Genomic DNA, 25,185 nt, shown 5'->3' with positions numbered 1-25,185 from the left:
TCAGTTTATACCAAGGGCCTTCGAGGCCGCCGGATTGATGAGACAACAAGATGCGAACAACCATCAAGGCTAGAAGTCAATTGACTTCACGAAAAAGCCAAATATATGGCAGCAATGAATCACGTTATTAAATCAACACGGTGTCTTGCAATCGGAGAGGGTTCATATATGGTATAAGTAAGCATGTTCACTTTGCCTCAATTCCATCAGTTCCCATTAGAACCAACGCGTCTATACATTCCAGCCTTTCTTTAATCGCGAGTATAGGTAGCGCCACACGCACAGGGCAAAAACGATAAACGCGCTGTCTATAATGAGCGAGTTCATGACTAACGAACTAGGGTAGTGAACAGCAAAGTGAGTAATGGCCAATACAACTAACAAGGCGGCGAGACAATTCAACAGCACCAAGTGAGTTTTCATAAGCACTTTTTGCATTAGTGAAGCGATAAGAATAGCTGTCAATGTTACCCAGAAAACAGGTTTTGTGGGCAGCGCCAGCGTTAACTCTAACAATGCAGCCCAAATAAATGCGATAGGCGTGCCCCACACAAAACCCAGCCAAAGCTGGTTTAAGGCATCTTGCTTAGCGCGTTTTGCCAGCCACAAATTTATACCGGTAACAGAAATAATAGTTAACGCGAACCCCATTAATCCGAAGAATATCTTCATCGCTTCTGGACCAAAGTGGCCGAAGTGTATGCGATATACAGAAAATATCGCTTGTTGGCCTGCATCACCATCTGAATAGCCAACTTTATCGATGTATTGTCCACCGGCATCAAAGCGGTATTGTTCTGAATAAATGAGCTTATCCAAGTGCTGCGAGCCGAGCAGAATATACTGATTGTCTTTGGTCGCATTTTCCAAAGTAACAAAAATGGGCTGGGTATTGGGCTCCATTTTCATTATGTCGGTCAGCGCTTTTTCTATATTCGCAATGGCTGGCTGATGTTCAAGCTGAATCGATGAACCATAAATGTCGGCAAACAGATCAAGCTTGTTTCCTTCATATAAGGTATCGGCATAAATGGACGTTAAAAACGACGCTAAACCAAAATAAACACCGGTTAGCGCAATCATCAAGTGAAAAGGCAAGCCCCACACGCTCATTCTGTTGTGTAAGTCGCCTTGTGTAAGCTGCTCGTTGTTACCTGTTCGCAACCGAAAGGCATCTTTAAAAATGCGTCTGTGAGCAACAATGCCAGAGATAATCAATGCACACAAAATAGCACCCAAAACACTGACGGCCATCATTCCGATGTCTTCTGGCAAATGCAGGGCGGTGTGTAAATCAACGATTAAATCAGTAATAGGGGTTGTGGATGGTTCACTTAATTCACCGATTGGAGAAATATTCCAATACTCACCGTCTGCACTAATGCGTGCGCGTGGCAAATCGTGCGTAGGCAAGCGAATGACAATGTTTCCCTGTGTTTGACCCTCTTTTATTGTGAGAAAGCGTTCATAAGCATTTTGAATGCTGCCAGGGGTGTAATCTAGATTATCTGCAATATGGGGTTGTTCCCACCGCAGAAGTTCTTGAGAGAAAACAGATAAAGTGCCTGAAAAGCACACCCAATACATCAACACACTAACGGCTAGTCCTAACCAAGCGTGACTTTTTAAGGCGCTTTTATTTGCGCTGGGAGAAATAGAAATACTCATTTTATATACTATACAAGTAGAAGTAACTTAACGCGCTAAGTACACTCAACACCCCAACCGGGCGCCATAGTTTACTGTCTGCACACAGCCAGTATGCGCCACATCCCCATAAAAGAGGCATGGTGTAAATTCCAAGTGCAATCTGATTCACTTTGCTCATGCTAAGCGCTGTTGTCCACACTACGGTAACTAACATGGCGCAAATAGCACTTAAAAACACACTGCCAAGTAGTTTTACAAGAGCGTTAAAAGCAATAGCGGTAGACGGGGTAGTCAATCCAGATGCGAACGGTAAATCGACGCGCTTTACATCTTTACTTATTCGTTGTCGGGCGAGATAAATCCAACTCCATGCTTGTAACGAGAAAGCGACCACGGCGTAGCAGGTACCTAATTCAGGGCCGTACTCTGTAACCCAAAGGCTTAAACTCGCCAGCATTAACAACAATGCCGAGAGTTTAGCTATACGTTTAAAGGCGATCTGTGTGCTTTGCCAAGCGCGGTAAAACAAACCTATCGCCAATGCGCTGCCTAAAAAGGCAGCGATTGACAGCAGCATAACTTAATCCGTTAAAAATTGAATGAAGCAGACAGTCTGAATGTCCGAGGTTCACTTAATACAAGGTAGTTTGAGCCAGGGAAGCCGCCTACCGACGCCCAGTAATTATTGTCAAAGACGTTATCTACACGAGCGCGAAGTGTGATGTCGGTCATTCCTGCAAGGAAGCTGTAACGAACGCCTAAATCGAAACGATTAGATGCATCGACTTCAAGGCTATTGTCGGCACTGGCATATTGTTTCGACGTATAGGCCGCACGTGCATCGACAGTAAGCCCTGGAAGGGCATCAACATCCCACTCAAGATTAATGTTTGCTTGTAAATCAGGAACACCAATGGCCGTTTTGCCATCTAGTGTACCGTCTTGAGTTTTCGTCATTTCCGCATCGAGCCAAGTGAATCCGCCCAAAACACGTAAATTTGAAGTTGGCATGCCAAATACGCTTAACTCAAGCCCTTGGTTTTGCTGTTCACCATCGGTACTGAAAACATTGCCTTCAACAATTGAGCTTTGTTTTGAGGTATTGAAAACACTCAATGAACCACCGTATTGCCCAGCATCATATTTCACACCTACTTCTATTTGCTCGGCGCTGTATGGGTCAAAAACCTCGCCCGCGTTTTCAATTGGTTCACCACCGCTTGATGCAGGCGCTACCTCACCAGGAAGCAGTCCCTCGATATAGTTGGCGTAATAAGACACCTGTTCTGATGATTTATAAACAATGCCCACAACCGGCGTGAATTGAGATTCGTCGTACCCTGACAACTCATCACCTGTATTGTAATCAAACGTGCGGGTTTCAATGTTTTGAACACGACCACCAAGGGTTAAGAGAACTTTTCCATCGTTAAACGAAATCATGTCTGCAAGAGCAAAACTTGAAAGGTCTGTTTTTTCTGTGATTAGTGGATTGCTAAGATCGCCACCAATAAAGAAGTCAGCATCGGGCATGGTTGCCGTTACCGGATTATAAATATTTCCAGCAAAGCCGCTAAAATCAGAAAACGCATAGGCATTTTCAGATTCTAGAGAAAAGGTTGATGCAGACGTAATGATCGTGTGTCCCACGCTTGCGGTTTTGAATTCGATATTTAGGCCCACTTCACCTGAGCGAATTTCATCATTTCGAACGTTATCAAAACGGTAAGCTGAAAAGTCGCCATTTGCTTCTGCCTGTCTAGGGTTAGCAAAGACATTATCTTCTTCACCCGATCTGAAACCATACGCCGCCCATGCAGTGATGTTGTCGGTAAAATCGTATTCTCCACGAACCGCACCGAAAAATTGACGCTCGTTAGTGTAAGTCCATTCTTGGGCAAAATTGGTGTCGCTGTCAGGCGCTTCTGGAATTGCACTGCCAGGAGTGACTGCAGGGCGTGGTGAGTCAACCTGATGGTCTTGGTAGCCCAAATCCAAAGAAAGACGGAAGTTATCGCTATCGTGATCAATGCCAATAGCAGCAACGCTCAATTCACGATCTTGGTTATCGATACTTGTTTCGCCGCCTCGTTGTACAAAGTTAGCTCTTATGCCTGTACTTTGACTGTCGTCGCCAAATCTGCGGCTTACATCTGCTGCGCCATACCAATGTCCTTGAGACTCGTATCCAAGCGTTACACGGTTTAATGGGTCATCGCCCGCGCGCTTAGGCACTATATTTACCGAACCACCTAAGCCGCTCCCTCCCGGTGCTGCGCCGTTTAGAAATGCACTGGCGCCACGGAAAACCTCAACGCGTTCTGACAACTCGGCAGCAACATATTGGCGAGGTAAAACACCGTACAATCCGTTGTAAGTCATATCGTCAGAATAAACGGGAAACCCGCGCATTACGTAAAGTTCTTGAAAATTACCGAAGCCTTTTGCCACACGAACCACCGGATCGTTTTGCAATACATCGGCGATACTTCTTGCTTGCTGTTCCCTTATGATGTCTGCGGTAAAGTTGGTGCTTGCGAATGGAGAGTCCATCATGTCGAGATTACCTAAAATACCCGCACGACCACCGCGAGATACTTGGCCTCCTGCAAAGCTATCTCGTAATTCAACCTGAGATGCATCAACAGTAATATGCTCAATGTCATCATTATTATTATTTTTTTCTGTTTGTGCATATACAGGCGCGCCTGCACACGACAGGCCGATCATCACGGCCAAGGCACTTTTAAGCAAATTCATGGGAGCTTCAAAAATCAAAAGACAACGAATATGATAACTATTTTCATTTTAAAAAGGCAGGATATGTTCCTTTAAAATATGCATTTCGTCTTTTATTTGAAGAGGACTATCGTGCTTTGTGCCTAGATTTTAGGTAAAAGTCCGCCCACGCTGCTATCCATGCAACGTGGTTGATGGGGCAAAGAGAGCGAAATTATTTTGACTCGAGAAGTTTAATCCAGTGATCAAATACGCCTAGATTTTCGAGAATGATCTTAAAACACATTAGTATAGGCACGGCAAGTAAAACGCCTACCACACCCCATAGCCAACCCGTTATTGCTATCCAAATTATGATTATTAATGGGTTAAGCTGCATACTTCTTCCTAGCACCGCAGGCGTGATGAGTTGTGATTCAATAATATTCAATACTACAAACAGACCCGCAGGCAGAAACGCACTGCTGGTAAGCCCAAACTGCACAAGCCCAACTACCAGCAATACCACGCAGCTCGCCACACCACCCAAGTAGGGGACAAAGTTCATCAGCGCAACCAGTGCTCCCCAAAGTAACGCATCATCTATTCCTAAATAGTAAAACACGCCTGCTGTAGCTAGCCCTAAGCAAGAGTTTATGATGCTGATGGTGACGATATACGAAGACAGCTCCCGTTGAATTTGATCTACCAATACCAGCGTTCGTCGCTTGTTGGTAACAATGGGGAAGTCTCTTACAAAAACATTGAATAGGTTGGGCCCAAAAACCAACAAGAAGAAAATTAAAACGATACAGGCGAGCACCTGCGCTAGTAAAAATGGCGCGTTACTGAAGAGTGTGAGCCCAATATCTATTCCGCTTTGTTTAATTTTGTCCGTCACAGAGTTTGTGTTGTCTTGCGGTGGAGAAAGTTCAGGTGACTTCTCATCGTCATCAAACCAGCTAAAGAATGAACGTTCTTTTTCAACGGGTTCAGCTGGGGGCGTTGCATAAGCGTCGATGTTGCTGCTTATCTCTTCAATTTCTTTGGATATCTCGGCAGCAATTTTGGGGAGAGATTGCATCCAGCGTTCTGCCGGCTCAGCAAGCTCTATACCTAAAAATGTAAACGGCGCGACCAGCAAAACAATCAGGGCTCCTGCTGACAGTGTGCGAGGTATGAATAACTTGCGTGCGAATGCAACAAGAGGGCTCAAAAGCAAAGCTACAAAGGCGGAAAAGAAAAGAGGAACAAGTAAAGACTTGGCAAGGTACAACGTATAAATGACAGCAAAAATCACAAGAATATTTAGCAGTCTGGTTTGTTGGGCTATTTTGGGGAACTTCCCAGCATACTTCCCGTTCCCTTTATCTTGATTCGAGCCAGCGTTGTCCATGTCTTAGCCTTGGTAGAAAGTGATCTTGGTAGAGCTTTTACTTGTAACAGCGTAAGTGTTACGAAAATTTAATCATTTAAGTTCACTTACCGCACCGCTAGAGAAGTCGCTTTGTACTGCTTAACGTAAATCGTTAGCTTACCCGTTTTAAGTAGAGTACCCAAATTAGCCAGTAAACCGGAAAAGGCCCATGACGTAGTAGACGCTACCGCTGAAAAGCTCAACGTTTTAATTGCCGATGATAATCAAGATGCCGCTATTACCATGGGATGGATATTGGAGACAAAAGGGTGTCAGGTTCAAGTAGTGGAAGATGGGCCATCCGCATTAAAGGCTGTCGCGTCTTTCACGCCCGATTTAGTGTTGTTGGATATCGGCATGCCGGGTATGAATGGTTAAGAATTATGTACGGCACTTCGTCAAAATCGTGCGTTAGCTGACGCTGTATTTGTGGCGCAAACGGGGTGGGGACAAACATCGCACATCCAGCGTTCGAAAGAAGCTGGATTTGACCATCACCTTGTTAAACCTTTGGATTTGAGCGACCTTGAACCTATCGTGGCAGAAGCTTGGCGAGCAAAGCGCAAACAGTAAATTATGTTGTCGATAAAAGTGGGCTGCTTTTCGTCTGATTTTGTTGTAAATCGTTTCGCGTTACCAAACGGTACGATGTGCCATAGAGCTTCAAAGCTTATTGGTTGTCAGCTATAAACCTTCAATGGTGTTACTGGTAACACATTCGATAATATCGCAACGGTATTGTGATCTTTCTGAGTAAGAAAGGTACTACTAAAACCATGCACGGATTAATTTCTTAATGGAGAGTACTAATGCCCCGCATTACTCGTCGTCACTTTCTTCAACTAGCCGGTTCAGGTTTGCTGGTTGCGCACAGTCCGTATTTAATGGCAAAGCCTTCGAAAAAGAAAATAGGCGTGGCGCTATTAGGGTTGGGCAACTACAGCACAAATTTACTCGCCCCTGCCTTACAGGACACTAAACACTGTGAATTACGGGGGATAATCACGGGGAGCGAGAGTAAGAGCCCGCAGTGGCAGCAAAAGTACGGCATTAAAGACAGTAATGTGTACACGTACAGCACCATGGCAGATATTGCGAATAATGACGATATTGACGTTATTTACGTTGTAACGCCTACTGGCACACACAAGGACTTTGCGGTACAAGCCGCAAATACCGGAAAGCATGTGTGGTGTGAAAAGCCAATGGCTATGGATAGCGAGGAATGCCAAGCTATCATAGATGCGTGTAACAAAAATGGCGTGCAGTTGTCGATAGGCTATCGCATGCAGCACGAACCCAATACCCGCACTTTTCATCAGTATCTTGAAACTAAGCCGTATGGAAACTTGGCCGCGGTATCGAGCTTCGCTGGTTATGCAGGACAAGGAAGAGCGCCTGACAACTGGCGAATGAAAAAGCACATGGGCGGCGGTGCACTCTATGATATGGGCGTTTACGCGATAAACGGCGCGCGCTTTTTAACGGGCCGTGAGCCATTAGCGGTAACGGGAAGTCATCCACCACAGCGCTTTCCAGAGACGTTTACTGAGGTTGATGAAACGACCTTGTTTACGATGGATTTTGGCGACGGACTAGTGGCCGATTGCGGTACCAGTGTAGTGAAAGGGTTTAACCATTTTAAAGCTGATTGTGAAAAGGGCTGGTATCAACTTAAACCCATGCAGAGCTACAGCGGGGTAACGGGCACCACGTCTGATGGAAAAACTCTGGCTCCTATAAACGGTATGCAGCAAACGCTGCAAATGGATAACGATGCTTTTGCCATTTTAACTGGACGACAGCCTATGGTGACTGGCAATGAAGGTCTGGCCGATATCCGCATTGTGAACGCTATATTTAAGGCGGCGAGAACAGGGGAAACGGTTGCGTTGTAAGGCGCTTTTGCGCGAATACGCTACCGGACAGTGAATGCCATTTGCTCATTTTGCGACTGGGTCTACCAGACTTTTGTGTCTTAGTTACCGTTCATCAAGAAGGTTAATTAGCGCTTCCAAGTCCTTTTTGTCAGCTAATTCACTAAACCATTGGGATATTTCTGTCGCCTGAATTAGCCCCATTATTGCCCCCAATACAAAACCGCGGTGCACGTTGTCGCCCCCCACGTTGGTGTTCGCAATCAACGCCTTCTTAGGCGTATCAGCATAACGGTAAGCGAAGTACAAAACGGCGGGCCACGCGTCTGAGATATAACACGCTGGCGAATACATACGCCCAACAATCTCGATATCGCTTTTGTTTTTTGCCGCTATCGCAGCCAAATTCATGTGCGCAGATTTACGGGCAATATCTTCTAAAATGGCCTTGGGTGATTCACCTTCGCGATGCACTAATTTGTAGATTAACTCAACATAGAGATCGCACACCGATGCTAAAGACTCATCCGGGTGAGTTAAATAAAGGTGACTACGACACAGGCGTTTGATGTCCTCAAGGGCTGTGCTTTTGCTTGCTTCTACTACCGCCAAAGGTGTTACCGACACAAAAGCGCCTATTGAAGCCGTATCATGTGTAACCGCCCCACATTTGTGTACTGGTGTACCTTGTTCCAAGTTCGCAAAAAAACCTCTGTGATAAGACTCAGCGTATGTGTCAGGATGTTTAGGTTCATCAGCGCGCATAAAGCTAATATATTGAGTTAAAAACTCGTTTTCGTCATACCCTTTAAGTGCGCATGATAAAACGATACGCGCGCAATGTGCATTGAGTGTATTTTCTCCCGCTTTCATACCATGATGGTAATGAATGTTGTCCTTGCCCCAATACTGCCTTTTACCTTTGAGAATAACGTCGCCCACTATCTCTTTTTGATTTGCAGATGCCTTATTCGCGCGCCCACCTTGCTGCGTGGAATGTAGCGACATTATTGAAGACGGATGAAATGATGGCGCATCCTCAAATTGCTCTACCCCTAACGGAAACGCCTTATATATATCTGCCGGGTTGTAATACCAATGTACCGGCATAGCCAACGCGTCGCCGATAAACGCGTTCTTAAGCGCCGCTTTTGCTCGTTTGATTGACAGTGAAGACATTTCTTTAAGCCTACCTCTTACGCAGTACTGGGCGGGATTGAATAATCAAGTACCTTTAAATTACGCACTTTAGGTCGAAAATGATTGTTCTAATGCTCATCGAAAAGCGACTTGTTGCGGATATATTTTCGCATGTAGTGATAGGTAATTGGGCGTAACAACCAGCTGTGAAGCGACATCAAAAAGCGTTTATGGGTAGGCGTGTTTTCGTAAATTTTATCATCGTGCAGCCACAGCATCTTGCCAACGTGCCAGAAGTAAAAAGGGAAGGGCGGCATAAAGGTTATTACATCTAAATCGCAGCAAATGCGATACGTTCTATGGTGTAGCGTGTAGTGCTTATACCAAGAGCGCGTACCCACTGCGGGCTGTCCGAAAGTCACTACCCTTTTTACTGACTTTGCGTATAAACGCTCAAAGTAATCAGCCATTAATACCGCTACTGCGCCGCCGGACGAATGGCCAATGAATGTAAAGCGCTTGCCTTGCTGCCTAAGTGGTTCAAGCACTTTTACAAGTAGCTCTCTCAGTGGTAATGCTTCATTGGATGTCTTAGTGCTGGAATACATAGGTTGAGCCAATAGCCGCGCAAACCCCCAGTGGACCCAGAATTTTCTGTTTAACTGATTGAGTTTGTTTGGGATGAAGAATAAATTCGCTAGCCAATCTCTTACCCCCAATGATCCGCGAAAAACGATAATGACCTCTTTTTTATTCTCGACCCACAAGATTCTTACGCTCATTCTTCCGTACTTATCGACTAGCTGGCGTTCATAAAAAGGATCTAAGATTTTTTGGTATTGCTCGTCGGCATCAGGGTAGGCGAGTTGGCAGAGAATGGCATATCTTTCATATTGATAGCGTTTCAATTTCTTCATGAAAACTCGTATTGGAGCATTTAGCGTTTTTGAAGCTGAGCCGTTGAAGACTCTTTCACTGAATACTTCACGCTACAGGGAGTTTATTTCAGTGTTATGACGGGGCGCGTCATTTTTCTTTAAATGTCCGTACTCTTTGTTGTGTCACCTTGATGTAGAACCACTTCACCTGCGGTAACACGCCTTGATTATGAACATTGTAACTCGCGCTGAGGGGAGAGTTATCTATGCGGACTGGTATTATTCCACATCCCAAGAATATTTTTCTTTATATCGGCTATAGCGCCTTTGGCTATCTTCTTTTCGCTGGCTGAAGCAGTGCGCTTAGGGTAAGCAATGGGTTCCATGCAAGCGCAAACAGCATCGGTAAAGAAACGGCTCTTGGCACCGTATACATGCTTGTCACCAAACTTTTGTTGTTCTGGCACCCAATATTTCAGGGGCTGAACTAAGCTAAGCTCATCTTTCGCTCGTGTTATGGCAACGTAAAGTAAGCGTCGCTCCTCTTCGAGAGCACGTTTATCACCCGCTGCGTACTCGTTGGGAAAATTGCCATCGGCAACATTCAGTACGAACACATGCTTCCACTCTTGCCCTTTAGCGCTATGCACCGTCGACAAGATAAGAAAGTCGTCATCAAGCAAAGGTTTGCCCGCCAGATCACCTGTGCTCTGCGGTGGATCTAGTGTGAGTTCAGTTAAAAATCGCTCTCTCGATGAATACTGCCCAGAGATCATTGTGAGCTGTTCAATATCGCCGAAACGTGTGAAATGATCGTCATAATTAGCTTCCAATAAATCTTTGTAAAACGCTGCGATGGCGCTTGTTTGCTCGGTCCATGGAATGTTGTTGTGGTGCACGTTATCTAGCAAATCAACAAGAGAAAGAAATGAAGGCTTCGCGGACTCTGAAAGTGCGAAGCTACGCAATTTACCCAATGCAAAGTCGTGCTTTTCTAAATCGTTAAACACTCTCTCAGCTATCTTTGGACCTATGCCGGGCAATAACTTAAGCACTCGAAAGGCTGATATTTTATGTTTAGGGTTATCTGCCCAACGTAAAATGCAAAGCATGTCTTTTACGTGAGAAGCCTCTAGGAATTTAAGGCCACCGTGTTTAACGAAAGGGATATTACGTCGAGTAAGTTCAAGCTCTAGACGATCGCTGTGATAACTTGAACGAAACAACACCGCCTGCTGTTTTAAATCAATCCCTTCTTCACGAGCTGCTAAAACTCGCTCAACAATATACTCTGCTTGGAACATGTCGTTTTCAACGGTTACCCACTTAGGCATAGGGCCGTTGTTACGCTCGCTGAACAACGATACCTTATAGCCTTCATCACTTTCTGAAAGAAGGGTATTAGACAAGTTCAATATGTTCGGATGTGACCGATAATTCTGTTGTAGCGTTATCACTTTGCCAGGCAAGGAAAATGCAGTTGGAAAGTTAAGGATATTGTCCACCGTGGCCGAGCGAAATGAATAAATTGATTGGGCGTCATCGCCTACAACGGTAAGACCTTCACCAGTAGGGAAGAAACCTTTTAGAATGCCAGCTTGAAGAACGTTGGTGTCCTGATACTCGTCTACCAACACATTGTCGAATTGCTCTCTTACTTTTTGAGCAATAGCGTCGACCTGCGCCATGTGAAAACAGTAAAGCAGTAAGTCGTCATAGTCTAAACTCACTTGTTCAATTTTAGTTTTCGCGTAGTGAGCAAACAGCGTGTTCAGCTCTTCTTCCCACTCGCTACAATAGGGGAAATGAGTATCGAGTATGTCGATAAGCGGTGCTTGCGCGTTCACACAACGAGAGTAAATGTCCAAACACGTTTTCTTTTTAGGAAAGCGTCGATTTACCCCGCTAAAGCCAAGTTCGTGACGAAGCAAGTCAAGCATATCCGCGCTGTCGTTACGATCCATAACCGTAAAGTCGGGATCTAAACCGATGAGTGAAGCGTGCTCTCGTAGCAGTCGCGATGCGATTGAATGAAAAGTGCCCATCCAAGGAAGTGTGACTGGATGATACGCCTTTTGTTTCTCACGTAACGTTCGCTCTATTATGCGGTTCGCCCGTGAACTTAATTCCGACGAAGCCCTTCGCGCAAACGTCATCAATAAAATTCGCTCTGGCGCAACACCATGCAATATTAACTGTGCCGTTTTGTGGGCGAGGGTGTTAGTTTTACCTGTACCAGCGCCTGCAATAATTAACAGCGGGTGGTGCGTTTCATCGCTCAGCTCCGTTTCGCCCACTCCTACGGAACTCAACCCGTAATTCACGGCTTCTTGCTGCTGCGGGTTTAATTCAGAATGAGAGAGCATAAAAAATCCTATTGAAGAGCACTTCAATAGGATAAATTAATGCACTGTATATTTAAACAGTTTTGTGTGAATGTATTGATTTCGTTTTGAGTTCTCACTGTAGCAGAGTGAGACAGTTAAAGTTCCCATGTTATCTTCAATGATTAAAACCGATACCCCAACATAAAAGCTGCACTAGATTCATATTCATGGGCAACTTTCTGTATATTCACTTCAAAATCTAACGCGATGTTTTCGAAACCATATTGGTGCAAGCCAATCGATACTGCATCGATTGGGTCATCACTTCCATATTGGTTGTAGGTCCTACTTAAGTTAACCGCCAACTTACTATTCAGTTTTGTATATGCATATAGCCCAATAACGGGTTTGGCATACACAAATGCTTCGTGCTTGTTAGCGCCAGCACCCACAATGATGTCGCTATACACCCCTAAACCTTGCATTACTTCACGTGTAAAGCCTAAACCAAACTCCGATTGCACAATGAGTTTGCGTTGTCGCTCGCCGGTTAGCACGCGATTTATTCCAATGTTAAATGATGATGACCAGTTGCTTATATTTTGCGTAACAGGTACCCGCGACACCATTTGGTAAAGCATGGCCTTGTCCACATAGATATCACCTAAGTTGCTTTGCTCTAAACCAACTCTGAACTCAACGTCGGCCAAGATAAGCTCGGTTTCACCAATCATGCTCCTGTTGTCGTCGGCTAGCCTTCTTGCAACAGGAAAGGCACGAAACGCCATGAACGAACGGCTGTCTTGATGAGTGAAACCGGCAGCAACATAACCTTCTTGCTGGCGAGAGGAAGGAACGGGGAGCTCAGACACGTCTAAAGAAAGGTGCTTATATTTAGCATCAAACGCTGCAATTTCAGCGGAGTTCTTTTGATATTTCTGTTCTGAAATTGTTTGTGCTGACCTAAAGTACTGATTAAGCGCCAGTGCGTATTTAGTTTCAACAAACGAAAGTGATAATGAATCTAGCTGAGCGCGAGCTAAATGCGAAGATATGGCAGACGCGCGTTTACTCCCGATGCTTTCTTCTAACGTCGTTATTTCCCATTTGTTAGAAGGTACGAATTGGGTTGATGCAACGAGAGAGTTTGCTTGTGCAAACTTAACAACATCAAGAGGGGTCAGCCAGCTTGCTACCTGATTTAGATGAGCAGGACGAGCAATATTTACCAACAACTGAGTAACGGTCGCACAGTTGAATATATGAAAAAAATAAGCGGGGCTCTGCTGTCCCAATTCCCATATGTAGTCTTGCACAAAGTGGCGCTGTTGCTCGTTGAAATTTAGCGTGTATCGCCAAATGTTTCTTTGCTCTTCATAGAGATAAAACTGCTCAAATTCTTGGTAAGGAGCAACCTTAAATACGCCTTCTTTTCCTGTCATCAATGTTTCGTACATGATGTGAGGAACATTTAAAGAGTCTAATTCTGTAAAAAACGTAATACCGTGCTTAACGGGAATGCCTTTATCGTTAGTTCCATCTAGACGAAGCATAATATGCCCCATCATAGAGCTAGCAGATGTAACATTTTCTGAGGCGTAAATTAGCTTGATACTATCGGCCGGAACACTTTCTACAAATTTGCGATATTCTGCGCAGTGCTCGGTAGGGGTAATAGATTCAAATTCGGGTATGTAGCGCTTGAGCAGCCGTAAACGGGCAGGGTAGTTGCAAATGTTTTGGGTATTACGCTGAAAAAGGTCAACGGTTGCTTGCGCTTCGGCTAACGGGCTGACGAACGACTTTGATATATAAATAGAGGTGTCGTTAGTTATTGGCTTCCCATTTTTTAATTGTAACAATAGGTGCCACAATGGGTCGTTAGCTATTTGCTGTAACGTTGCGCTATCAACTTTTGAGTAGCTAGTTTGAGTAACGTCACTGGCCGTGGAATTAGCTGCGAAAATCAAAAAAAAGGAAGCAAGAATGCTTCCTTTTAGAATTCGTGTAAACATATCTTATTTACAAGGTACGCTTACTGAATCTTGGTATTTCCACATTTTGTCTGAGCCGTAATCGGTAGACGAACCGAATACACCGCCACTAAGAATGTTGATGAAAAACGCAGATTCAACTTCTTTGTTTAGGTTAACGTCGGTACATTTTGCATCGTCAGCAACTAGCACTTTATCTTTGTTCTCTTTCTTAACAGTAACCACGCCAGGCACTGTTTGAGACATGCCGTCAACAGTAACTGTAGTCGTTTCACCGCTAGTTGTCGTAACGTTTATTTTGTGTGTTTCTTCGGTAAGAATGGTGGCACAACCTGAGGTAAGAATAAGGCTTGCAGCAGCTAGTCCAATTATTTTTTTCATTATATTTCCCTTTCTGATTTTGAATGTCGAATTTTCGACGAGCGTTAATATAATGTTTACGCTATAAAAATCAAATAAAGATTGTTTCTAAATTGGTCTGCAGGTGTGAAAGGACAAATATAAGTAAGCGTATGCGCCGAGACAATAAAGTTAGCGTCAAGTAGCCATGACACTAACTTCATAAGTGCGCTTATTTGTGCATACCGCGAATAGGGTAGTTGTTATCAGGATTACGAATCCAGCCCAAACCACTTACTAATGTCTCTAATTCAGGTCTAACAAATGGATTGTTAGAAATATCTGCGACGTGCACAAGACCTTCATTGTTCACAACAAACAGCGCGGGTTCGGAAAACGGGTGATCAGTTTCTTGAGGCGATCTTGGATCAGAGATATAAACGCCTAACTCCTCCATTTGCTCCACCGTTAAGCCGTACGCAATTGGAAAGTTGATATCCAATCTAGGCAGGTGACTTTCAAGCTGCGCTTTACTGTCGCCAGACACTGCAATGAGATCTACACCAGTTTCGGCAAGATATCCTCTAACACTTTCGAGTTGATTGAGGTATCGAGTGCAAAGTGGACAATGCTGCCCTCGGTAAATCACCACCATTTTCCAGTCAAGACCGTTCTCAGGTGTCGCTAACTTTTTAGTGTCGCCATTTAACAGCTTTGCTGAAACATCTGGAAAAGCAGAGCCTGCATGTAACTTATTGGTGTATTCAGTAGCCATGATAGTTCCTTAAAAATGCTTGTGAATGTGAGCTTCAAAACGTTTGAAATCGTTTTCCACATCGGCGTTTTTCATCACGTCAAAGCTAGCGAAAGTTTCCATTGGCTTCATGCCAAAGAACTTGAAGTTCATATGCATTGGAAACAGTAAATCGTCTACAGATTTACCTTCAAAAAACTCTTCGCTGTCGTTGAATGACTCTTCTGGTGCATTGAAGGTTAAAGACATCATGTATTTAACGTTGGTAAGCGTACCGCCTGTGCCGTAGTTTTTCTTCGGTGATTCGGCAACGCGACCATCGCCAGCACATAAGGCGCCACCCATGCCCGCAGTGTAAACTTCATCCATGTACTTTTTGAAAGACCATGGCACACCCATCCAATTGATTGGTGCCTGTAGAAGAACGATGTCAGCCCACTGATGATGGGCCAACTGTTCTTCAACGTCGTGCGCTTCGGCCATTGTCACTACGCGAGTGTTATAGCCTTTAGCTTCAAGCAGCGTTACTGCTTTATCGACAAAAGATGCGTTTAACTTGCCTTCTGAAAAAGGGTAATACTGGTGTGCATTAATAATTAGCACATTGCCTGTCTTTGTTGTGGTCATCTCAAAACTCCAAAAAAATTGAATAAAGCTTATTGCTTACTGGTGGTTTATTTTAGTGGCCTTTAAACCTTATGCAACTAGTGGTGTTTTGGTAACTATGCTGAAGACTAACGGAATATTGTATTAATTGACTTAAAATCAATTGGTTAAGTGATTAAAGAAAGTGGGTTGCCGTTATAGTACTGCTGCCTTACATAATAAAGAGTCACTCGCTTAAGGAGATTGAGAGTTTTGAGGAGCTTCAATATATGGCTATGCCTTGGACCGACACTCGGCCGACACGCTTGCGTGGCGATTTACTGAATTTCAGAAACAAAAAAACCGACTCAAAGGTCGGTTTCAGTATCTACTTCTAAAAGAAGAGATGGTACCAGTGGGCGGACTTGAACCGCCACGCTATCGCTAGCAACGGATTTTGAATCCGTCATGTCTACCAATTCCATCACACTGGCATTGTGTATGGTTATCAACGTGGTGTTGATGCATGGCATTATAGCGATGCGGCGCGCCTATACAACAACTTTTTAAGCTTTTTGTGATTAAGTGCCGAAAGATTGTTCAAAAGCGTATTTTGCTTTATCTATTTCTTATTAATCAACAGAACGCACACTTTTACCAACGCTGAAGCGTCCAATTAATCGCTACTACCGCGATTACTGACGATGCAATTGGCATTATGGCTTTTGAATATAACCTTACGTTTCTAAGTAAGATAAGTAAGGGCAATAGCAGCGTAACTATGGCAAGTTGACCCAGCTCTACCCCTATATTAAAAGCGAATACATTCATTACCAAGCTGCCCGACTGGGCGTTAAGGTCGCCAAACACACTCGCAAATCCCATTCCATGAAGTAGGCCGAACCCAAAGGTAATAAACCCTAAACGCATGATGACTGGGTACACATTGTTAAGCGCAGTTATAGCCACTGATATAGCAATGCCTAACTCAACAATACGGCTATCTAGCGTAATAAAGTCCAGTGCTGTAGCGGTCAATGTAATTGAGTGCGCTAACGTAAACGTGCTTACCAATATCACCGTACTTTTTATAATGTGCCTTTTGCTTTGCTCTTTCACCCAGCTCTTATTTTCCCTGTAAAGATTAACGGTGAGCAACGTAGCAACCAAAAACAGTATATGGTCTAGTCCAATGAAAATGTGCCAAATTCCCTGATAAACCATCTCCCCAAACTGCGAAGTCCAGCTGTTTCCTGTAGCAGAAATAGTAACATGAGAGCGTTCATCACTTAGCACATAAACACTTGTGTGATCGTTTAACGTTACCGTTGTGAGTAGCTTGTGGGTGGGAAAATCGCTAACTATGCCAGTGTATTGTATCGATACTTCGTTTACATATACGCAATTTACCGACAGCGGGTATACCAGTAACGACTCTGCAGATATATCTCGTATAGAAGGGGGAGCAATACTAACCGTACATCGCGTTTCGCTACCTCGAATCACTAGGTGGTTTTGGATATAGTCGTTCGCCATAGTGTGGTTTCTGTTGACTTCACCCCAGGTCAAGTTACCGTCATTATTGCTATCTAGCCCTGCTGTTTGCCCTATATCTTCAGGCTTTAGCAATAGCTCGCCAGACAAAGTGTTATTTGAATCATTTGTAAGCGTTAAATAGCCGTTGCTCAGTTCGTGGGATTGCGTGAAAACGCTGAAGGCGGCGAAGATGAAAAATGTGATAAATTTAATCATGACTCGTTTACTGAAGGGGTTGAGAACATTAGGCATTGGTCGATACTTCATTAGCCTGTCGAGCGCGCTCTAGGAGGTTTTTGTCATCTAATGACTGTGCGTATTGCCAGTTAATTTCCGCAAATTTAAGCGCCAGTGGGTAATCAGGCTCAATCTCTAAAAAGTAAGTGGCGACCTGTGCGGCGTGAGAACTGTCTTCTCGCCACACTCGAATTTCCATGTTCTTAGCAAGTTGAGTTTGCACTTCAGAGCGCACAATACCTTGCGCTCGTTCCGCAATTGCCCATTTAAGTAGTAAGCCATCGTCGGCTGTCAATATATCGGGTACGGAGTTGCTAAACCCAGAACTCACTGCCTTATAGTTATTCAACGCAAAATGTGCGTCGGCCCAAACTAACATGGCGCTTATAGGTAGCTTTTCGAATTCTGTCTGTGACAAATGCTCAAGCGCGGCTTCAGCGTTACCAAGTTGAAGCGACATGTCTGCAAGTACTTCATAAAACCACTGGCGCTCCGCAGGCCTCACTGTACTCGTGTAGGTCTCAAAAGCGCTAAGCTTTTTTAAAAATTTTACGTCTTTATTTTGTGAAAAATCAGCGTTAACCATACACGTGAAAGCGATTAAAAAACTTGTTTGCCCTACCAGCTTTTCACAGTTTTCTTTCGCCTTTTTAGCGTTACCTTGCTGAACGTTTATGTCTGCCAACAATAACTGTGCAGCTGGAGAGCGAAAGCGGGCTATTTTATTAAGGTGTTGCTTGGCTTGTTCGAACTTATGAATGCCTTGAAGTAGTCGAGCTTCTAAAACAACTAAACGCTCCTTTTGACCTGCGTTCAACGAATCGAATTTTTGTCGCACTATGTCCGTGAACCTAACAATACGCTCTCTCTCATCACCTTTTGCTTGAAGGTATCTACTTGAAGTTAAAATTTTTTCCGCTTCGTCGATACTTGCTATGGATAGCTGTTGAGGCTGCCACGTTGCGATGACGGTATCATAATTGAGTTTTTCAGGCTGAGCAGATACCGAACAGACTGTTAGGGCTGACAATACGCTCATTATAGGGAGTATGAGAGTACTGCTTCTCATCAACTTCATCAGAACTTCCTTTATAAAAGCCGTCCTTGGCTTTACGGTTGACACTGTGTACTGACCGCTCGTTATTGACCAATCAATAAATCATCGAACGTGGTGTCGTCAGCATCTTGGGTGAACTCGCGCCCGTTAATTGGCAGAGGTTCATCGGTTGGTGCTTGATTAAAGGCGTCACGGGTATAGCTAGAGAACGATACCTGCTGTGCCTCAATCGTAACGCTAACAGTAGCGGTAACTTCTGGATTTACGCCGTCAGAAACGGTGAATGTGAAGCTATCGCTACCTGTTACCTGAGCGTTAGGTGTGTAGGTAAAGCTGCCATCAGCATTAACTTCTGCATTACCTAACGAACCGTTTTCACCAAGCCCGAAGGTAAGTGCATCACCATCGGCATCGGTTGCTGTCAACGTGCCATCAAACGCAATATCTGCTTGCGTCGTTAGCATTTCATCAACGGCTACAGGCGCTGCATTTTCTTCTGGCGCTTGATAATCGTTATCGTCATCACTATCGAAACAACCAGTTAGCGCTAGCACCAATCCAGAAATGACCCACAACTTATGTTTCTGCAAAGGGGCTTGAGCCGACCTAACAAACGCGGGTGCATTTGGATTCTTGTTAAATAACCTAATCTTCATAGACATGATGGATCTCCTTATTCAGAGCCAGCAAGTGGTGTTTTTAGGTAAGGAAACGATGAATCAATCATGCTTGCATCTACAGGTGCACCATCAGTGAAAGGTACATTACCCACGCTGGCGTCTTCTGGTGTACAAAGGCCAAGATCTGTATCCTCACCTGCGACTGGGATGGGATAGCACAAGCGGCCCATAACTACGCGAAGGGCAATATCAACCACGTCATCACCTGGGCGGCGACCATTCGGGAATCCTGCTAAGTCATCGCCTGCAACACCAAATGCTGACTGCGATTCGGCGGGCGTTGCTGGGATCCCTGTGTTTAGGCGCAGCATTTCTGATGCTGTTACAGTTGCTTGCTGGTTAACGCCTGGGAAACCTGTAAGGAACGCTGTTACTAAGTCCATACGCGGGAAGTTAGTCGGCGCAAGGGTCTCAATATCCGTACCCAGCGTAGTATTCACTGCATCTTTAAACAGAATGTTCAGTAGTTCTGGCAAAGAAGGGTGGGTTACATAATCAGCGAATTGACCGTCTGCACTTGGATGAGAAGTAGAGAATTTGTCTTTATCGCCAATACCGATAACAAGCTCATTTACTAGCGGGCTACCTAAACGAGACACTTGAGTCATCGCACCACCATTAGTCTCAGGTTTCGCAAAGGTAGCATCTGGGTTTAGGATACGCGCTTGCGGCAAGCTTGCCGTGGTCCAGCTACCAATTACGCCATTACCTTCACCGGTAACACACGCCTTGGGTACTTCAATAGATAACGCTGTCACGTTTTTATCGGCTAAGTCATCATTCATGGCACTTTGCGTTATACCGCCAGGAAAACCTTCACCATCGCCTGCGCCCGGTGCGCTGTCGCCCTCAACCGGTACATAATTTACCAAGTCGAATGTTTTGCCCAAGTTAACAACGAAGGGGTCTTTACGCTGACCAACAAACACTTTGGCCATGTCATCGCACCCAGGGATACTGAACGAATAAATGAAGCTTTCAGCATAACGTGCATATTCCGCTTCACTGGTAAAAGTTTTGTTACCAATGTAATCAAGCGGCTTTTTAAACATATCGCCCATGGCGGGTGTAAGGGGAGTGCGCGTGCCTGTCTGCATGTCGCCACTCACCATAGTAAGGCTGTACATTTCCGAGAAGTTTGCTGCGCTTGAATCGTCTGCGCTGATACCGCCTACATTCTTAAGCGGTACTTTCACCATTTTCTGTTCGCCTTCAGGGCCTATAGGCAAGGCGATACCTTCGTTATCGGCAGCAAGCATATTGTTAAACTTAAAAACAAAGCTTAAGTCTTCAACCGCGTCGCCATCACTATCAATATGAATGGCATAGTGCGCATTCGGGTCCATTGCAAAGTAGTTAGGGCCACCATAGGCATCTTGCAATGGAATATAGTTTGCTATGAAAGTCACATAATCTTCACGGCCTTGTTCATAGCTATTGAAAGCATAAAAGTCGGTGCTATCTAACGCTGGGTGGCGAGTGATATTCGGTGCTTCTCGGTGACTTGACGCTATTGCGCCAGCAGTTACGGCTGCACATGTCACGGCAATAGCCAGTGACAAAGTTTTGCGTTTGAATTGGATCATGTCGAGTCTCTCTGTTTTTTATGAGTTCAAGAGACCAAACGACTGAGGTTTCACCTTAGATGCAAAAATATTTAAAAAATTAAAATAAAGTTTTTATAAAAAGTAAAAGGCCACGTTTCGTGGCCTTTTGGTGTGCCGCTTAGTGCGTAAAATTACACGGAAACAATCGGCGCTATATATAGCACTTCCGTTGGTGCGCCCGTTACCGAGCCGCCTGGTGCTTCTAAGCTCACTGCTAACGCCGCGATACTTTGATCTAGCAAGATATCTGGTGTCGCGCGCGTGTCGCCATTAACTTCAGGCATCAAGCCAAGAGAAATTGGCGCTTCGCCATTTGCCGGCACCATCCAAAGTTCATAGTCTTTGTCTGCTAACGCCACAAATGCATCGGTGACCTTAACATTCATTGTCGTGTCAGATACCTCTATCACCCACAATGGTGTGTTATCAGCATTATTGACTACGGCAATATGGGAAACCTCTGGGGTAGGTACAGGTTGCATAACGAAAAGCAATACGGCTAGCACCAATGCAGCTGCGGTGGATATGAAGGATAAGTTCTTCCAGCGTTTCTGTTTCTCTTTTTCAAGATCAATAACATTGTCGCTACTTGGTTTTGCGTTAGTCGTTTGATCGACAAACTCTGTATCATTGGCCGCCTTGTGGCCAAGCTTCACTTGTATGCTCTCCCACACGCTGTCAGGTGGTGTCACCGGAGGCAAGGTTTCAGCAAATCCAGTAAGATATTGCTCCCATTGTGCGGTTGTATCGCTAACAGCCTGATACTGCATCATTAACTTTTGAAAGCGCGTTCGCGCTTTGCCGCGCAGCGTTCCAACTACATATTCAGCGGCGAGGGCGTTTAATCGCTCTTCTTTTAAATAATTCATAGTGATAGGCACCTCTGCAAGCTTTGCAAGCCTCGTCTTATCCAGCTTTTAATGGTTCCAAGTGGTGACGCTAAGTGAGTTACCACCTCTTGATGCGACATACCATTCACATAGGCTAAATGGATAGCCTGACGCTGCGGTCCATCAAGTTCATCTAAACAAGAGGCCAATTTCGCTTGTTCTGCCTCTAACTTTATTGATTGTGTGGTTTCCATACCTGACGGTGCATCATCATTTAATTCGACTTCATTTCTTACGTTGTGATAGCGGATTAAATCGAGCGCACGATAGCGAGCTATACTGATCATCCAAGTAAGTACCGTACCTTTGCCTCGTTGATAATTACCGGCGTTATGCCAAATTTTTATATAAGCGTCTTGTGTAGCTTCGTCGGCAAGTTCGGGACGTTTCAAAAGCTTCAAAGCAACAGCGTAGAGCTGTGGACTTGTTATCTTATAAAGCTCTGCGAACGCTTTTTTGTCGCCGTCTGCGGTTTTACACAGCAGAGGAAACAGAGTTTCGTGTTCCATTGTTGCTCCTATTTTTATCGTTGTAGTGCGGCCATTTGTTTATTGCTCTAACTATTTGGCGGCTACTTCTTAAAGTAGCATGTTTTATATACAACTGCCTGAATGGTTACCTAATCAATAGACAGACCCCCAAACAGTAAAGCGTTTATGTATTAATACTTTATTGAAAAGGTAAGGCGAACATTTCTTGGCTCTACAGGGTGATAATGCAAATCCTCAATCCCTTCCTCTGGCTCTCCGGGCAGCCTAGATGCGTAAAAATAATCAATATCGTGATCGTCACTGTCTAGGGCATTGAGTACTTCTAGCGTTACGTCCCAAGTTGGCTGGCGATAGGCAACTTGAGCATTAATTAAGAATGTTGATGGAGGTGAAATTTCATCGAAACTTTCTACGGTGCGAGAGCTTAAGTAGCGGCCTCGTAGGGTATAGCTGAACCCTAGTTGGTTACTTCTTTGATAATAGGTCAGCCCTGCACTCACCACGCCTGGCACGGTACCATCAATGTGACGGCCTTCGCCTTCAACGTTGTCGCTAAATCTTGCCTTGGTCCACGCAGCTTCAATGTCTGTTGTTAGGTGATGGCTTATCCAGTAGTAGGCACTCACTTCAATGCCGTGTCTCTCGGAGGGGCGACTGGCTTCAGTAAAGCCTGCATCACCAACATATACCAGCTCGCTATCAAGCTCTAAGCGCCACAGGGCAGCAGACAGGTTATAGGTTTTATTATCGGTATAGTTAACGCCCGCTTCATAGCCAAGGCTCTTTACCAATAAGGGAGCTGCTTCGGTAGCGTCACCACTTACCGGGTCTATGTTAATTGTTGCTCCTCGAGCATCGTTAGAGTGAAAGCCCTGCCCAATGTTGGCAAATGCGGTGAGTTGGTCTGATACACTGTACTTCAAGCCTGCTTTAAGGGTAAATAAACCGTCACTTTCGCTACCTGAATTGGCCCCAAGACTGCTGGTAACGTCCACATCTAAGTAATCGTATCGACCACCTAATGACAGGCTTAATGCGTCACTCAATACAATGTTTGATTGGGCAAAAAGTGCATAGCTGTTGCTGTTAATCTCGTCTTCTCGGATAGTGCCAAAGCGGGTTAAGTTTTGGGTGCGATACAAACCCACGTTTTCAATATCGTCGAAACGCCACTGGCCGCCTAAGGTAATACTGCTTCCATCCGTAAGCGCCAAGGGAAGGGTAGTGAATATTTCACCACCGTAAATTTTTCGGTCGTCGGCCTGTTCGAATTGATCGCCAGTCGCAGGGTTATCAAGAAAGTAAGTAAAATTTGAAAAAAGGCTTAGCGTTGTATCTATGGCATACAGTGAGGCATTCCATGTATCACTCGTATAGTTTGCGGAGAGACTATAGCGAGACGAATCACCGCCAACTTGGGTGTCGATAGAGCCAAGACGGTCTATTAAGCCGCTTTCAATAGCGCGCTCAGGTACTTGGTCAGCACCGTTCCAGCTATTGTCGTAGGCCATTCCTGTAATGGCGAGTTGTCCGTCTAAAAAAGGCGTAATATAACGAATATGGGCGTTTTTCTTTTTTACATCTTCGTCAACGTCAGTCCACGGGCCGTCATAGGTTTGATATTCCAGCGCTGTAACAACGCGGCTCTCTCCTGCTTCAAAGTGATTTAATGCAACAGCGCGCTTGAACCCATATTCTCCTAAGCCTAAGAACAACTGGTTTTGCTCAAGTGAATCTCTTAAATTGAAGAACGCCCCGCCAGCGCTAGAAAAATCGCCGATGTTGGCATAATAGGTGCCTTTGAAGTAGCTTAGATTGTCGATAAATTCGGGGATAATAAAGTTAAGGTCACTGTAGCCTTGGCCATGTCCGTGGCTTCGCATGTTCACAGGCATACCGTCTACACTCACCGTGAAATCCGTGCCATGGTCGAGGTTAAAACCGCGCAGGAAGTACTGGTTGGCTTTTCCCGAACCACTGTGTTGGGTCACCATCATGCCCGGGATGAATTCGAGTATTTCACCGGCGCGCAACATTGGGCGTTCAATCAAGGTGTCACCAGACACCCATCCCTGCGAAGCCGAGATAAACTCTCCGTCTTTTACAGATGAGTCACCACGTACTCGAATATGCTCAATATTACCTTCGGGGTCGTCTAACGCCATTGCAGCGCCCATACCAAGCGAAAATGAGCTAGCGAGAAGTGTTGTTACCAGAGTTTTTGCTGTCACCGTATTTACGTCCATTATCCGTTTGTAATAGCAATAACGATTAACAATGGTTAATGGATGCAAAAAGGTGGAAATCATTTTTCTTTGCTTATTGCACTATTAAATGCCGTTAACTAAGGCTTATGTTGTTTAAGCGATGTGGCGCTTGTGTCAAAATAAACGCTGTTGTTAATGAAGCGAAGAGAAGCCCGTGGCGAGACACGACAAAAAAGCCAAGAAGAAGTCCTCATCATCTAATCACTTAAAGGCGAAGGATGATAAAAACGCGCCCAACTCAGAATCAGACAGTTCATCGCTTGAGCGAGCTGGATTCGTTAGGCGTTTGTTGGCAATGATTTACGACACGCTCGTGGCTACTGCCGTAGGGATGTGTGCGGCCATGGTCATGATCGTAACGCTGGTGGTCATGCTGAAAAATGGCGCCCTTGACCTGCAAGGCTATGCTGAACCTGCCGATCTGATTCAGGCCTCTTTTGGTTATAAGCTGCTTATTCAAACGTGGGTGGGCTTGTGGATAGCTGGGTTTTTCTTGTGGTTCTGGCGCAGGGGCGGGCAAACCCTAGGCATGCGTGCATGGCGTTTGCGAATTTACAGCACGGTTGAAGAGCCAATGACCTGGCCACGCTTGTTCATTCGCCTAATAGCATCGTTAGGTGGTCTAGGCACCTTACTTGTTTTGTTTGATTTTAAAAATAAACAATCACTGCAAGACCGACTGGCAAAGACCGAAGTGCTGAAGTTGACCAAAGAAGCGAACGACCACAAGAGCTGGTAAAC

General features: G+C 44.8%; 21 protein-coding genes and 1 tRNA gene. 3 read left to right on the top strand and 19 right to left on the bottom strand.

Annotation, left to right across the window (positions count from 1 at the left end):
- Nucleotides 1–231: 231 nt before the first annotated feature.
- From MHN02_RS07605 to MHN02_RS07590, 4 genes are all read right to left on the bottom strand, one after another.
- A complete protein-coding gene (locus MHN02_RS07605) occupies nt 232–1,668 on the bottom strand; it encodes a PepSY-associated TM helix domain-containing protein (RefSeq protein WP_239245340.1) in 1,437 nt (478 codons plus the stop codon).
- 1 nt (nt 1,669) lies between these two features.
- Complete coding sequence (locus MHN02_RS07600) at nt 1,670–2,227, bottom strand: hypothetical protein (protein ID WP_014950625.1); 558 nt, start codon at nt 2,225–2,227, stop codon at nt 1,670–1,672.
- Nucleotides 2,228–2,238: 11 nt separating this feature from the next.
- On the bottom strand, nt 2,239–4,410 hold the full coding sequence (locus tag MHN02_RS07595) for a TonB-dependent siderophore receptor (protein WP_239245338.1): 2,172 nt from the start codon (nt 4,408–4,410) through the stop codon (nt 2,239–2,241).
- 193 nt (nt 4,411–4,603) lie between these two features.
- Nucleotides 4,604–5,764: an AI-2E family transporter gene (locus tag MHN02_RS07590; RefSeq protein ID WP_239245336.1), complete on the bottom strand. Its 1,161-nt coding sequence runs from the start codon at nt 5,762–5,764 to the stop codon at nt 4,604–4,606.
- Between the two features lie 129 nt (nt 5,765–5,893).
- Here MHN02_RS07590 and MHN02_RS21795 point away from each other — a divergent pair, with 129 nt between their 5' ends.
- Entirely contained in the window at nt 5,894–6,163 is a 270-nt protein-coding gene (locus tag MHN02_RS21795) for a response regulator (protein WP_336246506.1), read from the top strand.
- A 431-nt stretch (nt 6,164–6,594) separates the two neighbouring features.
- Nucleotides 6,595–7,683, top strand: a complete 1,089-nt coding sequence (locus MHN02_RS07580) for a Gfo/Idh/MocA family oxidoreductase (protein WP_239245332.1) — start codon at nt 6,595–6,597, stop codon at nt 7,681–7,683.
- An 84-nt stretch (nt 7,684–7,767) separates the two neighbouring features.
- On the opposite strand, the gene MHN02_RS07575 is transcribed toward MHN02_RS07580, so the two are convergent.
- From MHN02_RS07575 to MHN02_RS07505, 15 genes are all read right to left on the bottom strand, one after another.
- The gene (locus MHN02_RS07575; RefSeq protein ID WP_239245330.1) at nt 7,768–8,841 is read right to left on the bottom strand and encodes an ADP-ribosylglycohydrolase family protein; all 1,074 of its coding nucleotides are present in this window, start codon (nt 8,839–8,841) and stop codon (nt 7,768–7,770) included.
- An 89-nt stretch (nt 8,842–8,930) separates the two neighbouring features.
- Nucleotides 8,931–9,719 (bottom strand): lipase, encoded by a 789-nt coding sequence (locus MHN02_RS07570; RefSeq protein WP_014950619.1) that lies wholly within the window; start codon nt 9,717–9,719, stop codon nt 8,931–8,933.
- 221 nt (nt 9,720–9,940) lie between these two features.
- Entirely contained in the window at nt 9,941–12,046 is a 2,106-nt protein-coding gene (locus tag MHN02_RS07565; RefSeq protein WP_239245328.1) for an ATP-dependent helicase, read from the bottom strand.
- A gap of 143 nt (nt 12,047–12,189) precedes the next feature.
- A complete protein-coding gene (locus MHN02_RS07560; protein WP_239245326.1) occupies nt 12,190–14,022 on the bottom strand; it encodes a DUF4105 domain-containing protein in 1,833 nt (610 codons plus the stop codon).
- A 3-nt stretch (nt 14,023–14,025) separates the two neighbouring features.
- Complete coding sequence (locus MHN02_RS07555; protein ID WP_014950617.1) at nt 14,026–14,382, bottom strand: hypothetical protein; 357 nt, start codon at nt 14,380–14,382, stop codon at nt 14,026–14,028.
- 190 nt (nt 14,383–14,572) lie between these two features.
- Complete coding sequence (locus MHN02_RS07550) at nt 14,573–15,115, bottom strand: redoxin domain-containing protein (protein ID WP_014950616.1); 543 nt, start codon at nt 15,113–15,115, stop codon at nt 14,573–14,575.
- Nucleotides 15,116–15,124: 9 nt separating this feature from the next.
- Nucleotides 15,125–15,721: an NAD(P)H-dependent oxidoreductase gene (locus tag MHN02_RS07545; RefSeq protein ID WP_239245323.1), complete on the bottom strand. Its 597-nt coding sequence runs from the start codon at nt 15,719–15,721 to the stop codon at nt 15,125–15,127.
- A gap of 365 nt (nt 15,722–16,086) precedes the next feature.
- Nucleotides 16,087–16,173: transfer RNA gene (locus tag MHN02_RS07540), tRNA-Leu, on the bottom strand.
- Nucleotides 16,174–16,333: 160 nt separating this feature from the next.
- The gene (locus tag MHN02_RS07535; RefSeq protein WP_239245352.1) at nt 16,334–17,467 is read right to left on the bottom strand and encodes a HupE/UreJ family protein; all 1,134 of its coding nucleotides are present in this window, start codon (nt 17,465–17,467) and stop codon (nt 16,334–16,336) included.
- Nucleotides 17,460–18,530, bottom strand: a complete 1,071-nt coding sequence (locus MHN02_RS07530; RefSeq protein ID WP_239245320.1) for a hypothetical protein — start codon at nt 18,528–18,530, stop codon at nt 17,460–17,462. The genes MHN02_RS07535 and MHN02_RS07530 overlap by 8 nt, the downstream gene beginning before the upstream one ends.
- 62 nt (nt 18,531–18,592) lie before the next feature.
- On the bottom strand, nt 18,593–19,171 hold the full coding sequence (locus MHN02_RS07525) for an Ig-like domain-containing protein (RefSeq protein ID WP_239245317.1): 579 nt from the start codon (nt 19,169–19,171) through the stop codon (nt 18,593–18,595).
- Nucleotides 19,172–19,182: 11 nt separating this feature from the next.
- Entirely contained in the window at nt 19,183–20,775 is a 1,593-nt protein-coding gene (locus MHN02_RS07520) for a DUF4331 domain-containing protein (protein ID WP_239245315.1), read from the bottom strand.
- A 152-nt stretch (nt 20,776–20,927) separates the two neighbouring features.
- Complete coding sequence (locus MHN02_RS07515) at nt 20,928–21,665, bottom strand: anti-sigma factor (protein WP_239245313.1); 738 nt, start codon at nt 21,663–21,665, stop codon at nt 20,928–20,930.
- Nucleotides 21,662–22,195, bottom strand: coding sequence for a sigma-70 family RNA polymerase sigma factor (locus MHN02_RS07510; RefSeq protein WP_039235360.1), 534 nt, complete (start codon nt 22,193–22,195; stop codon nt 21,662–21,664). The genes MHN02_RS07515 and MHN02_RS07510 overlap by 4 nt, the downstream gene beginning before the upstream one ends.
- Nucleotides 22,196–22,347: 152 nt before the next feature.
- A complete protein-coding gene (locus MHN02_RS07505; protein WP_336246490.1) occupies nt 22,348–24,423 on the bottom strand; it encodes a TonB-dependent receptor in 2,076 nt (691 codons plus the stop codon).
- A 175-nt stretch (nt 24,424–24,598) separates the two neighbouring features.
- Between MHN02_RS07505 and MHN02_RS07500 the strand changes: the two genes are divergently transcribed.
- The gene (locus MHN02_RS07500; protein ID WP_156086876.1) at nt 24,599–25,183 is read left to right on the top strand and encodes an RDD family protein; all 585 of its coding nucleotides are present in this window, start codon (nt 24,599–24,601) and stop codon (nt 25,181–25,183) included.
- Nucleotides 25,184–25,185 lie beyond the last annotated feature (2 nt).

Source organism: Alteromonas sp. CNT1-28 (assembly GCF_022348345.1).
GTDB classification, from domain to species: domain Bacteria; phylum Pseudomonadota; class Gammaproteobacteria; order Enterobacterales; family Alteromonadaceae; genus Alteromonas; species Alteromonas macleodii.
This window is presented reverse-complemented; position numbering and strand designations above follow the sequence as displayed.